Here is a 14,357-nt window from a genome sequence, read left to right on the forward strand (position 1 = left end):
GACGATTTTTAGATTGGGCCACCCCATGACCATCCTCAAAGCCCCCGAACTCCTCCTGCCCGCTGGCTCGCTCGACAAGATGCGCGCCGCCTACGACTTTGGCGCCGACGCGGTGTACGCCGGGCAGCCGCGCTACAGCCTGCGCGCGCGCAACAACGAGTTCCGCCTAGAGCAGATCAAGCAAGGCATAACGGAAGCGCACGCACGCGGCAAGAAGTTTTTTGTGACCAGCAACCTGATTGCGCACAACGACAAGATCCGCACCTACCTGCGCGACATCGAGCCCGTGATCGACTGCAAGCCAGACGCCCTCATCATGGCCGACGCAGGCCTGATCATGATGGTCAAGGAGAAGTGGCCCGAGCAGGTGGTGCACCTGTCGGTGCAGGCCAACACCACCAACTGGGCGGCCGTGAAGTTCTGGCAAAAGATGGGCGTGGAGCGCGTCATCCTCTCGCGTGAACTCAGCCTGGACGAGATCGAAAAAATCCGCCAGGAATGCCCCGACATGGAGCTGGAAGTGTTCGTGCACGGCGCGCTGTGCATTGCGTACTCGGGCCGTTGCCTGCTCAGCGGCTACTTCAACCACCGCGACCCCAACCAGGGCACCTGCACCAACGCCTGCCGCTGGAACTACGCCACGCACGACGCCGACATCGACCCCACCACGGGCGAAGCCATTGCGCAAAAGATGGAAGGCGACTTCAACTTCGAGGCCGCGCAGCAAAAGGCGGAACAATCGTTTGCCTCCACCACCGGCAACGGCGAGCGCCACCCGAAGGCCGACAAGGTCTACCTGATCGAAGAGGCTGGCCGCCCCGGGCAGATGATGCCCATCATGGAAGACGAGCACGGCACCTACATCATGAACAGCAAGGACCTGCGCGCGGTGGAGCACGTGGCCCGCCTGGCGCAGATCGGCGTCGATTCGCTCAAGATCGAAGGCCGCACCAAGAGCCTGTACTACGTGGCCCGCACCGCCCAGGTGTACCGCCGCGCCATCGACGATGCCGTGGCTGGCCGCCCCTTCAACCCCGAGCTGCTGCTGGAGTTGGAGGGATTGTCCAACCGTGGCTACACCGGCGGCCTGCTGGAGCGCCGCCCCAGCAACGACTACCAAAACTACATCAACGGCCATTCTGAAACCCAACGCAGCCAGTACGTGGGCGAGATTTTGGGCGCCGAAGGCCAGGCCGATGCCGGGCTGCAGGGTCTGGACCAAGAATGGGTGCAGGTAGAAACCAAAAACCACTTTGCCGTGGGCAACCTGCTGGAGGTGGTGCACCCCAGCGGCAACATCACCGTGCGCTTGCAAGAAATGCGCAACGCGCAAGGCCAGCCCGTGCAGGTGGCCCAGGGCAACCCGGTGCGGGTGTGGATTCCGCTGCCTGCAAAGTACGCCGGTGCCCTGCTGGCCCGCGTGGTGGAAGCGCAACCGCCCGCAGCCCAGCCAGAGCCTGCACTGGTCGCCTGATTTTTTGAGAAACCCCAGGGGCTCCCGCATGACAACTCTTTTTGAATGCAGCCCCCGCTGGTTGTTTGCGGCTGCTGTGCTCGGTGTGGCTTTCTCTGGCGGTGCCAGCGCCCAGGCCCCCACCGTCGCCCCCACCGTTGCCCCCGCTAAGCAGCGCTACGTGCAAGGCTCGTGGGTCAACCTGCGCGAGTCGGCCCAGTCCCAAGCCCGCATCGTCGCCCAGGTGCCAGCCAACACCATGCTGCAACAGCTCACCGAGCGTGACGGCTGGTGTGCCGTGCTCTACGCGGGCGATGCGCGCCTGGGGCCGCCGTTGCCAGAGCCCTTGCAAGCCCACATCGCCTGCAACCTGCTGGCCGACCAGCCCCTCACTCTGGCGCAGGCAGGCAAGGATGCTGCCCGCGCCTTCTGGGTGGCCCCATCGCCCAACCGCCTGCGCGCCTACGGCAATGCCCTGCATCGCCCGCCCGCGCTGCAGTGGCCCGCGCTGGCCAAAAGCCACGCGCATGAAATGCCAGTGCAGTACCCCACGCGCCCTGAGTTTGAAGCTGCCAAAAAGCTGCTGCGCGCTGGCGTGCCACTGCGGCCTGAACAAGAAATCGACCGAGGTCGCCCCATCAACCCGCTGGACGACCTGAAGCTGGCCACCCGCCCCGAGTACGACAACATTCCCGCCGTGGCCCCTTTGGCCGCCAAGCCCACCTTGCCTGCGATTGCGCCGTCGTACTTTCGCAGCCACGCCGGCGTGGCCCTGCTGCACGAGACCGACGCCGACGGCTTGGCCGCCGTGGCGGGCACCCGCATCAGCGTCATCCCCACGGGGGCACCCGTGGGCCGGTTCACCCGCCACCAAGGCCCAGAGATCGACTACATCACCGGCTTCTGGGACGTAGGCACTGCCGACCAGGCCTTTGCCCCCGCGCTGACCGTCTATGCCATCACCCACCAGGGCCTGGTGGGCGCACGCGCCATGCGCCAACGGTATTGGGACATCAGCAACGAAGCCCACTACTGCGGCGGCCACTACCCAGACCGTGGGTTCAACGACCCTGGCGAAGAGGCCCAGCCCGTGCGCGGCTACGCCAAACTGCCAGATACCGCCGAAGTGCTGGTGCGCCTGGTGGTACCCGGCAAGCTGCCGCCCGACGCCGTCAAGGTCAAAACCCAGCGTTACGCCACCAGCTGGCTGCAGCCTGCCGATCCCCCCATCCGTATCAAGCCTCAGCGCAAGGCCTCTGCCGTGCTGGTGCACGAAATTGATGTGGACCGCGATGGCGTGGCCGACATCCTGCGCATCGACACCCCCGCGCCTGGGGGCATGAGCTTTGAGCCGATTTTTGACTGGCGCTGGTACGTGAATATCAACGGGCAGTGGTTTCGGGCGGGGTATTGGGTGGATCAGGAGTGCACGTGAGTGCGTGGGTGGGGCGGCTTTCGGCCAGGAGCGGCCGTTCACTGCAAATGGAAGCGGACGTTTAACGTTGGAGTGGTCGTACCGTTTGGAACCCTCGAGGTCCAAGTTCACGAACTGCTAGGCTCAGCCCTCGAAACGAGCATTGCTAAACGTTCCATCAGGTGCGCGATCAACGATGACTGCATGGCCAGCAAACACATCGCCATCAGTGAAGCAAAATTCAATCGTTCCATCTTCAAAAACTAGCAGGGCATCAAACTCAAAGAGCTCATGCAAATCAGAGGCGTCCAACTCTGGAGAATCGTCGCTTTCGCGCCAGTCATTCGCCAACTCGACGAGATCGTGCGCGGCAACGGATCGCGCCGAAGGAACGTGTAGATCAAGGTGTTGAACAAGCTCCCGCGCTACGGAGATACAGGTAGACGGGTCCCCGTGTCTTTCCACCATCAGATGGGTGGATATATCTTTGTTTCCCCACCTCACCTTTACAGAGTGAAGTCCGTTTTCGTCTCGCTCTACGTCACCCAGTACGGTGTCAGATGCAACGATCATTTGAGGTAATCCTTGAAAGCCCAATGTAATTTCGGCCTTGCCAGCGAGCAGGCACTGGGCACTAAGACAGCACGGTTTGTACTGCAGGCCTGCGGCTAGTGATTCAACGGCAGCTTTGAAGTAATTTGGTCCACAAGCGGCTTTGGGCCCAAAGCCGTCTCCAAAATGCCGCATCGCTGCGGAATGCCTGCCCGCTCAATCCGCGAAGCCTTCTCCCTCAAGGCGTCCCGTCATCGTAGACATCACAGTCAAACCCCTTCAGCACCGCCAAAGAAGGCACTGCAAAGTGCTTTTCTTTGCTGACCTTGAGGCGCCCCTTGACCCGTTCAGAGGTGATGAACTTGCCGGTCAGGTAGTTGACGCTGCTGCGGCCGCCTTCCTTGCCTGAGGTCCAGACTGTCTCCTTGCCGATCAGCTCAAAGTCGCCGAGCCGAGGGTTAAAGCGGAATTGCAGGGTGGTGTTGCCCGAGTTCTGGTCTTCCGCCTTGTCCACCGCTGTGACAAACAGCGATGTGCCTTTGGCCTCCAGGTTGAAGAACTTCTGTGCCCTGCAATAGCTGGCAGAGGCAGACAGGGGCGCGTAGTGCCCGTCAGGGCCGCCCGGCGCACCCGCCAGAACCACGAGGCGGATCTCCATGGGCCGGTCTGTAGGGCCGTTGACTTCGTTGAGGATCAGTGCGAGGTCTGGCACGCCGTCGCCGTTCCAGTCGCCGGTGGCAGAGGTCCACTCCACAAAGGTCCGTTGCGGGAACAGTGCGGCAACGGCTGCCTCGGTGCGGGCATATGTCGGGGGCTGCGCGTATGCCGTGGTCGCCGCAGTGGCCAAGCAGGCGATGAAGGTCAGGGTGCGTGAAAGGTGGGGAAGGCGTTGCATGGGATACCTCGTGCCTGTGCATAACTGGGGTGGTGCCGTGGCGTGAAACCGTCAATCTCGGCGGCCAGGCTGCCGCAACAGCGCCCCCAACACCAACGCCTCGGCCAGCACCTCCAGCCCTTCTTCCAGCGTGGCCAGCAGGGGTGGCAGCTCGGGCAGCCAGGGCCAGTGCGCTTGTACTTCAGGCCACTGGTCCACGCCAATGGCCAGCCAGCCCATGGCCAAGCCCGCCCACAGCAGGGCGCGCGTGCCGGGGTGCAGCAGCGCGCGGTGCAGCCAGGCCAGCGTGAGCAGGCCGATGGCGGCCACGGCCAGCATGGGGGCCTCGCGCACGGCGCTGTACTGGCAGGCGGCGGTCCATTCGTGGCAGCGAAACTTCCACAGCTCGTGCAGCATGAACTGCTCGTCCAGCGCCAGCACCCCAAACGCCACCGCCAGCCACGCGCCCAGCAGGCGGGGCAGGGCGCGGTCGCCCACCAGCCGCAGGGCGGTGATGCTGAGCGTGAGCAGCAGCGCGCTCGACAGCCAGGCCACGGGCGAGGCGTCCGAGCGAAATGCGCGCTCCCACGCGGGGGCGTAGACCCAGGCGCTGAGCAGCAGGTAGCCCAGCACGGTGGCGAGCAGCGCGGGGGCCACGCCACGGTGGGGGGCGGGAGGATGGCCGGGCAGGGGCGTGTGCGGCGTGGCTTGGGACATGGGCCGATTGTCTGCCAAACCCACAAGGGTGTGATTGAAAAGTGCCTCTAGCGCTTGATATGAAAGCGCTGGCAGCTATTGTTTTGATAGTGATTGGGCAGCGGCTTTTCATGCGGGCTGAATGGGAACAGAATCTGGCATCTCCGCTGCACTGGGCCAGGCTTGGCCTTGCACCCCACCGTTCAGCCACCCCGCCTTGCCGCCATGTCCATCCCAATGGATCCCCTTCGCAGCCCTGTGCCCGCCGTGGCCCAGGTGTTGGCCGAAGCCGCTTTGCAGCGGCAAAACATGCTGCTGGGCGCTGATAAGGGCGGCACCGGTGCGGTGGCGCCCACCCCCGGTGTTCCGCCATCCCCCGCGCCCATTCCGGCCACTCCTTTGGCGCCGCCACCCTTGCCCGAGGGGGCCAGTGACCCGGTGCAGGCCGACCGGGTGAGCTTGTCGCCCCGCGCCAGCCAGGCGCTGCAGTCGCAGGGCCAGGGAGGGGTAGCGCCGCCATCCACCACACCGACGCAGCCCCGGGCTGTGACGGTGCCCCCGGCGGCAGCGCCTGCCTTGGCTACGTTGGCAGCTGCGGGCGCAGGCGGGGTCACGGCGTGGCCCACCAGTGGGGTATCGCCCGCCCTGCGGGGCTTGCTGGATGCGCTGGTGCAGCAGCTCACCCCGGCGGCACCGCAGCGCGTGGTGGCGGTGCAGCCCTGGGGGCCTGCCACGGCAGGTGCCGGGTTGCCCGCTGAGGCAGATTTGCCGCCGCTGCAAACCTGGCTGGTGGGGCAGGGCAGCGTGCACACCGAGCAGGGCGCGCGTGCCTTCACGGCCACCCTGCGGGTGCCTGCGGCCTGGCTGCAGGCGTTGCCCACAGCGCCCACTGCCACACCACAGGGCACGGCCAGCGCGCTGCAGGCGGCCTTTGCCGGGCGGCCCCAGGCGCTGGTGGGTGGGTTGTTTGCCCTGGTGTTGCAGCCGGGCACGTTACCGGGAATGTTGCAGGCTGAAGCGCCTGGCGGCGGGCACACCAGTGCCTTGCTGGCGCTGGAGTTGGCGCCCTGGGCGGGCGCATCGGCCAGCCTGGTGTATGGACGCGACCCGCTGCACTCGCGCAACGACCCGTGGCTGCTGATGCTGGCGCTGCAGGCCAGCGGCTACGGGCGCGATGAGGAAGAGGCCGAGCAGCGCCGCCGCCAGCGCGGCCATTGCGATACCCCCGGCTGCCCCTACGCAGGCCGCGCGCCCTGCGAGCAGCCGTTTTGCCATGCGTTGCGGGTGGAGGCGGTGCCTGCGGTGCCGCCGATAGCGCCGGCCTGATGGTCGAAGGCCTGCGGCACGGCGGGCATAAAAAAAGCCGCCCTGTGGTGAGGGCGGCTTTGCCGGGCGCTTGTGGCACACCTGGATTCGGGGCGCTGGCGGTGGGCCAGCGCTGCGAAAAAATTCAGACCACGGCAGGCATCATGGATACAGGCCGCGCATTTCGCGGGCGTGCAGGATGCGCTGGCAGGCCACGATGAAGGTGGCGGTGCGCAGGCTCACCTTGTGCTCTTGCGCCACTTGCCAGATGCCCGCAAAGGCCTCTTGCATGATGCGCACCAGGCGGGCGTTGATCTCGTCCTCGCTCCAGAAGAAGCTGGAGAAGTCCTGCACCCATTCAAAGTAGCTCACCGTCACGCCGCCGGCGTTGGCGATCACGTCGGGCAGCACCAGCACACCCTTGTCGTGCAGGATGTCGTCGGCCTCGGTGGTCGTGGGGCCGTTGGCGCCTTCGATCACGAGCTTGGCCTTGATCTGGCCTGCGTTGTCTTTGGTGATCTGGCCTTCCAGCGCGGCAGGGATCAGGATCTCGCAATCCACGCCCCAGAACTCCTCAGCCTTCATCACATCGGCACCGGCAAAGCCGCCCACGCCGCCACGGGTCTTCACGTGCGTCAGCAGGGCGGGCACATCCACGCCGTTGCTGTTGAAGATGGTGCCGGTGTGGTCTTGCACGGCCACCACCTTGGCGCCTGCTTCAGCAAACAGCTTGGCCGCAATACCGCCCACGTTGCCAAAGCCCTGCACCGCCACGCGGGCGCCGTCCAGCGCCAGGCCGGTCAGCTTGGCGGCTTCCACGCCCACGGTGTACACGCCACGGCCGGTGGCCTCGACACGGCCCAGCGAGCCGCCCAGGTCCACGGGCTTGCCGGTGACCACGCCGGTTGCGGTGGCGCCGGTGTTCATCGAATACGTGTCCATCATCCAGGCCATGATCTGGCCGTTGGTGTTCACGTCGGGTGCGGGGATGTCCTTGGAGGGGCCGATCAGCAGGCCGATCTCGCTGGTGTAGCGGCGCGTCAGGCGCTCCAGCTCACCCAGCGACAGCTTCTTGGGGTCCACGCGAATGCCGCCCTTGGCTCCGCCGTAGGGCACGTTCACCGCTGCGTTCTTGACTGACATCCAGGCCGACAAGGCCATAACTTCCGACAGCGTTACATCCTGGTGGAACCGCACGCCACCCTTGCCAGGGCCGCGGCTCAGGTTGTGCTGCACGCGGTAGCCCTCGTAGTGGGCGATGGTGCCGTTGTCCAGCTCGATCGGCACGTCCACGATCAGGATGCGCTTGGGGCGCTTGAGTGTTTCCACCCAGCGCGCCAGGTTGCCCAGGTAGGGGGTGACGCGGTCGACCTGCTGCAGGTAGTTGCCCCAGGGGCCGAGGTGGTCGGCTTGCAGGTAAGAGGGCAGGGGGTGTGCGGGTGCGGTGGGTGCGCCAGAGGGGTTTGACATGGTGTTTCCTTTTGGGATCAGTTCACGGCGCGAAGCTTATGCCTGCGGTGTGGCGGTGTCCAAGGCCAGTCTGTTTGCGGGTTATGCGTTTGATGCATAAAGTGACAAAGGTCAAAAAGAGCGGCCTGGGCAGCGCACGAAACCCCGATTTGTGTGCAATTTTTGTGCCCTGCGCGCGTTGCAAGGCGCGTGGCTTGCGCTTGTTACCGGTGATTAACATTTGGCCGATAGACTCGGGCGCCAAAGCACCCGCACCCCCGCGAAGAACACGGCCTGAGAGGGGTGGGTGTTTTTCATGCCCCGCAGCCCGGCGCGGCGGCAGACCGGGCCAGCGCCTTGGCTGCGGCCCTGGGGGTCGGCGTGCAGTCTGTCCAATCTCCAACAAGGTCCGCCAATGAGTGTCAACTGCCATGCCTGCGCCACCGTGAACCGCGATGGCGCCAAGTGCTGCAAGGGTTGCGGCACAGCCCTGATCCCCCAACCTTCTGAAGCCGCCGCCAGCACGGTGTGCCCCGCCTGTGCGGCCCCGTGCAAATCCGGTGCGCGTTTTTGCGGCCAGTGCGGCGAAAACCTGGTGGCCCCACAGCCCGCAGTGGCCGTTGCAGGGGCCACCGCTGCGGCCGCCGTTGTCGCCGTCGCCGCCTCCACTGTGCCCCCAGTTTTCGCTGCGCCATCGCCTAGCGCCACCCCGGCAGATGAGCCCGTGCTGGAGCTGGACATGGACTTTGACCTGGACGATGGCCCCTCGGACCCCGATGCCGACACCCGGCCTGCGCCACTGGAGTTTGTAGCGTCGGCGCAAGAAGAAGACATGGACTTGCTGCTGGACGTGCCTATGGCCGCCGAGGCCCCCGCCGCCACGCACGCCCACGCGGCGCCCGCACCTGCAGTACCCGCCCCCGCCCCCACCGCTGCCGCGCCTGCCGTGGCCGCCGCAGCGCCCGCCCCGGTGCCCGAAGCGCCAGCGGCGGCTGCCGCAGTCCCTGCCGTGGCTTCCTCTGCGTCAGCGTATGGCGCGGCGCCTGCAACGCCCGCTGTGCCCGTGCCCACCGTGCTGGCCCCTGCCACCTCGGCCACTACTCCGGCGGCGGCAAGCCCTGCCCCTGCCCCGGCAGCCGCAGCGCCCGCTCCACGCCCGGTGGCACCCGCCTCGGCCTGGCCGTTGCCTGAGGAGCCCGTGGCCTCTTCCGCACCGGGCGGTGCCCTGAAGTACGCCGCCATGGGCTTTGCCGGTGTAGCCGTGGTGGCCGGCCTGGCCTGGTGGCTGCTGGTGGCCAAGCCGCAAAGCCAGCCCGCCGTGGCACAGCAGGTGGGTACGCAGATGGCAGACGCTGCGCCATCGTCTGGCCCCAAGATCGTGATCGAATCGGCCCCCGCCGCCCCTGTGGTGGCTGCGCCCGCTGCCCTGCCAGAGCCCGCACCTGCGGCACCGGTGGCATCGCCCGCCGTGGTGACCGAACCCCTGCAACCGCAGGTGGTAGCACCCGCTCCCGTGGCTGCCGCTGCGCCAGCGCCAACCGCCGCCATTAAGCCCGCGCCTAAGGCCAGTGAAGCCGCTCCCAAGCCGCCCAAGCCACGCCCCGGTGCGCAGCCTGCCAACGAGCCGCCTTGGCCCCACGCGGGCTCGCGGGCCCCGGCGCCTCCCACCTTGTCCAACGCCCCTGCACCTGCCCCGCAGCCGCCAGCGGTCACCGTCATCACCGCGCCACCTGCCGATGGCCTGGGCCCCCTGCGCGCGGCGCTGCGCCAGTGCGACCGCGAAGACAACATGTTCAGCAAAGGCGTGTGCGTGGTGAAAGCGCGCCACCAGCACTGTGGCAACAACTGGGGCCGCGTGCCGGATTGCCCCATGAGCAGCCGCAACAACGACCCCTACGCCAACTGATGCCGGGAGGCATCTGAAAAGAGAAGCCCATGCGAGAGGGGTATGGGTGCTGTGCCAGGCCCAAGCCGATACCAACAACTGACGATCAACCGAGGGAGAACGCACCATGAACCAACCACCAAACTCACCACTGAGTCCATCGCCATTGCGCACCGACAACCCTTATTCCATCTACCGCCTGCCCGAGGCGCTCACCTGCTGGCCGGCCATGACTGTCATGGCTGCAGCCTTCCTGGTGGCGGCCCTGGTGTTTGCGCTGGGTGGCTTCATGGCCCGCATGTGGCTGGGCTTCATGCCGCTGTTTGCGCTGGCGGCGGTGGTGGTGGGCATGGCGGGTGTCAGCGGGGCAGGCGCATGTCTGTCTGACCTGGCCCGGCGCCGCCCCTACCGGGGGCTGGTGGGGTACTTCATGGCCGGGCTGCTGTGCCTGCCCAAGCTGTTGGGCGCGGGCCTGGTGATGGGGCTGGGCGTGCTGGCCGTGTTCCTGGCCCTGGCCGTGGTGTTCTTTGTCTGCAAGATCCCGGTGCTGGGGCCATTGCTGCTGGTGGTGGTGGTGCCCGTAGCGGTGCTGCTGATGGCGGCGCTGATGCTGGCTTTGTATGTGGCCTCGTCCATCGTCGGGCCTGCGCTGTGGGACGGTGAGCGCGTCATGCACTCGCTGTCGATCGCTTGGCACATCACGCGCAAGTACCCGTTTGCGGCCATCGGCAAGATCGTGGGCGGCATGCTGCTGTCGGCCATCTTCGCCTCGATGCTGTTTGGTTTGCTCACCTCGGCCTCGTTCACCGTGGGCGGCATGTTCGCAGCCGTGGTGGGCATGGGCGGTGGCTATGGAGGGGGCATGGGCTACGGTATGGGTGGTGGCTTCAACCCCCTGGCCATCATGATGGGCGGTGCTTCCGGGCACGTGATGGGTGCGGGCGTGGGCTTCAGCCTGGTGTTTGCTTTGGCTTCGGCGTTTGTCTTCTTGCTGCCGCTGATGGTGGGCGTGCTCACCTGGTGCGAGTTTTCTGAGAAGGTGGACCTGGGCAGCATCCGTGACTCTGCAGACGAAGCCCTCAAAGAAGTGAACAGCAAGGTGGCGGACCTCAAGGAACGAGCCCAGGCCCAAGCGGCGGCTGCTGCAGCGGCTGCCACGGCGGCCACTACCGCACACCACACTGCGGCCCACAGCACAGCGAATACGGCAAACCCGGCCAGCCCTGCGCCAGCCCAGGCCCCTGCGGCAGAGCCCGTGGCGCCTGCCGCTGCTACGCCCTCGGTGGCTCCGGTGGTATCCGCCACGGCTGCGCCTGCGGCACCCGCAGCTCCAGCTTGCCCCCAGTGCCACGGCGAGGTACAGGCCGACGACCGCTTTTGCGAGCACTGCGGCCACAAGCTGGTGTGACAGGCTGAAATAGCGGGCGCAGGGGGGGCGCCATGCGCAGGGAACGGTCTGGGCGTTGCGGCATCTCCGCCCGGTGAATCACTCCACCGTGAAATGCTCCAGCGCCGCGTCGCCCGTGGGGTAGCGCAGCGCCAGCCCCTGCAGCACCGCACGCAGCACGGTGGCAATCATCAGGTTACGGTGGGTTTTGGAATTGGCGGGAACGATGGTCCACGGTGCCCAGGGCGTGTGCGTGGCGGCCAGCAGCGTGTCGTAGGCGCGGCGGTAGTCGCCCCACTGCTTGCGCGCCTCAATGTCGCCCATGCTGAACTTCCAGTGCTTGGCCGGGTCGTCCAGGCGTTCTTGCAGCCGCTCGCGCTGCTCGTCAAAACCAATGTGCAGCAAAAATTTGAGCACGATGGTGCCCGTCTCGCTGAGCATGCGCTCAAAGTCGTTGATGTGCGCCAGACGCTGCTGGTGCTGCTCGGGCGTGATCCAGCCGTTGACCACGGGCACCAGCACGTCTTCGCAGTGGCTGCGGTTGAACACGGTGATATCGCCCGCCTGCGGCACCTGCTGGTGGATGCGCCAGAGGTAGTCGTGCGCCAGCTCGTGCTCGGTGGGCGCCTTCCAGCCCACGGCATGCACACCCAGGGCGCTCATGCGGCCAAACACGCCGCGAATGGTGCCGTCCTTGCCCGAGGTGTCGGTGCCCTGCAGCACCACCAGCAGCTTGTAGCGCTTGTCGGCATAAAACAGGTTTTGCAAGGCATCCAGCTCTACGGCCAGGGCTTCTACGGCGGCTTTGTCTTCGGCCTTGCTGCCGGTAGAAAAGGGCTTGGCGCCGGGGTCGATGGCGTCCAGCGCAAACGGCTTGCCCGGCTCGGGCTGCCAGGGCGCCCAGCGCGGGGCCAGGCTGTGGCGTACGGTGCCCCAAAGGGCGTCATGGGCATGGGGTGAGGGCATGGGGCTCTCCGGTGTGGGGGTTGGCAGGGGCGATGGCGCCACGATACCAGCCGGGCCTTTCACCGGGCAGCCATGCTCTTAAATGCTATTAAAAACATAGCTGCTAGCGCTTGTTCAATAAGCGCTAGCAGCATTTTTTACCTATAACCTAGCCTGCGCCGGTCAGAATGCCACTTGCACGCCCGCCACCACTTGGCGGCCCAGACCTGGAATCACCGTCAGGTTGCCCCACGAGGCGGTGTAGTAGGTCTTGTCGAACAGGTTTTGCACGTCCAGCGTCAGGCGCGTGCGCTTGTCGATTTGCCAGTAGCTGGTGATGCGCGCCGTGGTGTAGGCGGGCAGGCGGTAGGCGTCGGTGGCAGTGCCTGTGCGCTCGCCCACATGCACCAGCCCACCGCCAATGCCGTAGCGACCGCCCCAGGGGGCTTGGTCTTCGCGGATGGCGAACAGCCCGGCGCTGACGCGGGGCACGTTCAGCAGGCGCTTTCCCAGCAGCGCGGCGTTGTTGTCGCGGGTGACTTCGGTGTCGGTGTAGGCCAGGTTGGCCGTCATGCGCCAGTGCGTGTCGATTTGCCCGGCCACATCCAGCTCCAGCCCCCGGCTGCGCACTTCGCCAGCGGCAATGCTGAAGTTGGCATTGGTGGGGCTGCGGGTGAGCACGTTGGTCTTGCGAATGTCGAACACCGCCACGTTGGCGTTCAGGCGCTGGTCGGGTGACTGCCACTTGGCGCCCAGCTCGAAGGCCTTGCCCTTTTGCGGATCAAACGCATTGCCTTTTTCGTCGGTGCCCGCATTGGGGCGGAACGAGCGGCCCACAGACGCGTAGACCGAGGTGTTGGCGTCGATTAGGTAAGTCAGGCCGATGCGTGGCGTGGTGGCCGAGTACGAGTTCACCTGGCGCGTGCCCGCCATCAGGTCTTGGTTGTCCTGGTGGTAGCTGTCAAAACGCACGCCCGCCAACAGCTTCCACTGGGCGCTCAGGTCGATCTGGTCTTGCGCAAACAGGCCGGTGGCGCGCAGGCGGTCATTGAGCAGGTAGCCCTGCGCCAAGGTGCTGCCGGTGACGGTGCCATACGTGGGATTGTAGATGTCGATGGGGTACTTTTGCGTGGAATAACGGATGTCCTGGCCCGAGGTCAGTCGCCACGAATCTACGCCTGCCAGCACCGTGTGGCGCAGCGCACCGGTGGTGACCTTGCCTTCCACCTCGGCTTGCACCGAAGTGTCCCGCGAGGGCAGGGTGCGCCAGCTGTCGCTGCGCGCCAGGGTGCGGCCATCGCTGCCCAGCACGCCCAGCTGGCCCGTGCCAAAGTCCACGGCGTTGCCGTACAGCTCGGTTTCGCGGTACGACGCGCCCAAGCGAGTGCGCCAGCCGCTGCCCAGGTCATGGTCCAGCGTGATCTGGTGCGTGTCGCCATTGACATGCAGGTTGCCCCGGTCGGGCTCGCTCAGGAAGCGGTCGCGTGGCAGGGCCCCCACATTGCCGTTGACCTGCACCAGGCCCCGGTCCAGCGGGGTGCGGATGCGGATGAATTCGGCCTCGTAGTTCAGCACCGTGTTGGAGCTCAGGTTCCAGGTGATGGCCGGGGCCACCACCATCTTGCGGTTGTCCACCAGGTTCGAGCGGCTGGCGCCGTCTTCAGCCGCCACGTTCAGGCGGTAGGCCACGTCCGTGCCCAGCGGGCCGGTGCTGTCGAGCGTGGTACGCCGATAGCCCAGGGTGCCCACCTGCACGCCCGCCTTGTTGGCGGCGGTGAACTGGGGCTTTTTGGTGACCACATTGAGCGTGCCACCGGGCTCGCTGCTGCCGTACAAGGCGGCGGCGGGGCCCTTGAGGAACTCCACGCGCTCTACGCTGGCCACGTCGCGCTGCGGGCCATAGCCCCGGTTAGAGGCAAAGCCGTTGAGCAGTTGCCCGCCATCGGTGTTGCTGAAGCCACGAATGGCGTAGTTGTCCCACGTGCCACCAAAGTCGTTGAGGCGGGTGATGCCGCTGACAAAGTCCACCGTGTCGGCCAGGCGGCGGGCGCCCAGGTCTTGCATGAGCTGCTGGGGCACCACGCGCACGGACTGCGGCGTTTCGATGAGCGGCGTGTCGGTGCGCGTGGCGGCGGTGTTGCGCTGCGCGCCCTGGTAGCCGCTGCTGCCCGAGGTTTCGCGCACCTGCACTTCAGTCAAGGCGGGGCTGGCCTCGGCAGAGGCCGCAGGGGTCGCTGCCTGCTGGGCCAGGGCCGCTGTGGCGGTGAAGGCGCACAGCACCAGGCTGGCGTGGGCAATGGCCGAAAGGCGGGGATGGCGCGCAGGCCGATGGATCAGGGAGTGCATGGTGAAGGGGCGGTGAACAGGCCCGCCGGGCAGCAAACTGCGCACCGAGGC

The 14,357-nt window shown here is 66.4% G+C and carries 11 protein-coding genes; 5 read left to right on the forward strand and 6 right to left on the reverse strand.

Annotation, left to right across the window (positions count from 1 at the left end; translation table 11 throughout):
* The first annotated feature begins 25 nt into the window (after positions 1-25).
* Positions 26-1,474, forward strand: a complete 1,449-nt coding sequence (yegQ, locus tag C8C98_RS08555; RefSeq protein WP_121453916.1) for a tRNA 5-hydroxyuridine modification protein YegQ — start codon at positions 26-28, stop codon at positions 1,472-1,474.
* A gap of 28 nt (positions 1,475-1,502) precedes the next feature.
* Entirely contained in the window at positions 1,503-2,888 is a 1,386-nt protein-coding gene (locus C8C98_RS08560; protein WP_233574494.1) for an SH3 domain-containing protein, read from the forward strand.
* A 123-nt stretch (positions 2,889-3,011) separates the two neighbouring features.
* Here C8C98_RS08560 and C8C98_RS08565 read toward each other — a convergent pair whose 3' ends face one another.
* From C8C98_RS08565 to C8C98_RS08575, 3 genes are all read right to left on the reverse strand, one after another.
* Positions 3,012-3,440, reverse strand: a complete 429-nt coding sequence (locus tag C8C98_RS08565; protein WP_158600153.1) for a DUF2262 domain-containing protein — start codon at positions 3,438-3,440, stop codon at positions 3,012-3,014.
* A 217-nt stretch (positions 3,441-3,657) separates the two neighbouring features.
* Positions 3,658-4,314: an FG-GAP repeat protein gene (locus C8C98_RS08570; protein ID WP_121453919.1), complete on the reverse strand. Its 657-nt coding sequence runs from the start codon at positions 4,312-4,314 to the stop codon at positions 3,658-3,660.
* A gap of 51 nt (positions 4,315-4,365) precedes the next feature.
* Entirely contained in the window at positions 4,366-5,010 is a 645-nt protein-coding gene (locus C8C98_RS08575) for a hypothetical protein (protein WP_121453920.1), read from the reverse strand.
* A gap of 204 nt (positions 5,011-5,214) precedes the next feature.
* Here C8C98_RS08575 and C8C98_RS08580 point away from each other — a divergent pair, with 204 nt between their 5' ends.
* The gene (locus C8C98_RS08580; protein WP_121453921.1) at positions 5,215-6,315 is read left to right on the forward strand and encodes a hypothetical protein; all 1,101 of its coding nucleotides are present in this window, start codon (positions 5,215-5,217) and stop codon (positions 6,313-6,315) included.
* 141 nt (positions 6,316-6,456) lie between these two features.
* Here the strand turns inward: C8C98_RS08580 and C8C98_RS08585 are convergent, their stop codons facing one another.
* The gene (locus C8C98_RS08585) at positions 6,457-7,764 is read right to left on the reverse strand and encodes a Glu/Leu/Phe/Val dehydrogenase (RefSeq protein ID WP_121453922.1); all 1,308 of its coding nucleotides are present in this window, start codon (positions 7,762-7,764) and stop codon (positions 6,457-6,459) included.
* A 394-nt stretch (positions 7,765-8,158) separates the two neighbouring features.
* Between C8C98_RS08585 and C8C98_RS08590 the strand changes: the two genes are divergently transcribed.
* Both C8C98_RS08590 and C8C98_RS08595 read left to right on the forward strand, forming a co-directional pair.
* Entirely contained in the window at positions 8,159-9,649 is a 1,491-nt protein-coding gene (locus C8C98_RS08590) for a zinc ribbon domain-containing protein (RefSeq protein WP_158600154.1), read from the forward strand.
* Between the two features lie 106 nt (positions 9,650-9,755).
* Positions 9,756-11,036: a zinc ribbon domain-containing protein gene (locus C8C98_RS08595; protein ID WP_121453924.1), complete on the forward strand. Its 1,281-nt coding sequence runs from the start codon at positions 9,756-9,758 to the stop codon at positions 11,034-11,036.
* Positions 11,037-11,114: 78 nt separating this feature from the next.
* Here the strand turns inward: C8C98_RS08595 and C8C98_RS08600 are convergent, their stop codons facing one another.
* Positions 11,115-11,981, reverse strand: a complete 867-nt coding sequence (locus tag C8C98_RS08600) for a PPK2 family polyphosphate kinase (RefSeq protein WP_121456149.1) — start codon at positions 11,979-11,981, stop codon at positions 11,115-11,117.
* Positions 11,982-12,143: 162 nt separating this feature from the next.
* Positions 12,144-14,306 (reverse strand): TonB-dependent siderophore receptor, encoded by a 2,163-nt coding sequence (locus tag C8C98_RS08605; protein ID WP_121453925.1) that lies wholly within the window; start codon positions 14,304-14,306, stop codon positions 12,144-12,146.
* Positions 14,307-14,357 lie beyond the last annotated feature (51 nt).

It is taken from the genome of Acidovorax sp. 106, from assembly GCF_003663825.1.
GTDB lineage: Bacteria > Pseudomonadota > Gammaproteobacteria > Burkholderiales > Burkholderiaceae_C > Acidovorax.

Coding starts and splice junctions, on each gene's coding strand:
- yegQ (WP_121453916.1), top strand. CDS start 26: ATGACCATCCTCAAAGCCCCCGAACTCCTCCTGCCCGCTGGCTCGCTC.
- C8C98_RS08560 (WP_233574494.1), top strand. CDS start 1,503: ATGACAACTCTTTTTGAATGCAGCCCCCGCTGGTTGTTTGCGGCTGCT.
- C8C98_RS08565 (WP_158600153.1), bottom strand. CDS start 3,440: ATGATCGTTGCATCTGACACCGTACTGGGTGACGTAGAGCGAGACGAA.
- C8C98_RS08570 (WP_121453919.1), bottom strand. CDS start 4,314: ATGCAACGCCTTCCCCACCTTTCACGCACCCTGACCTTCATCGCCTGC.
- C8C98_RS08575 (WP_121453920.1), bottom strand. CDS start 5,010: ATGTCCCAAGCCACGCCGCACACGCCCCTGCCCGGCCATCCTCCCGCC.
- C8C98_RS08580 (WP_121453921.1), top strand. CDS start 5,215: ATGTCCATCCCAATGGATCCCCTTCGCAGCCCTGTGCCCGCCGTGGCC.
- C8C98_RS08585 (WP_121453922.1), bottom strand. CDS start 7,764: ATGTCAAACCCCTCTGGCGCACCCACCGCACCCGCACACCCCCTGCCC.
- C8C98_RS08590 (WP_158600154.1), top strand. CDS start 8,159: ATGAGTGTCAACTGCCATGCCTGCGCCACCGTGAACCGCGATGGCGCC.
- C8C98_RS08595 (WP_121453924.1), top strand. CDS start 9,756: ATGAACCAACCACCAAACTCACCACTGAGTCCATCGCCATTGCGCACC.
- C8C98_RS08600 (WP_121456149.1), bottom strand. CDS start 11,981: ATGCCCTCACCCCATGCCCATGACGCCCTTTGGGGCACCGTACGCCAC.
- C8C98_RS08605 (WP_121453925.1), bottom strand. CDS start 14,306: ATGCACTCCCTGATCCATCGGCCTGCGCGCCATCCCCGCCTTTCGGCC.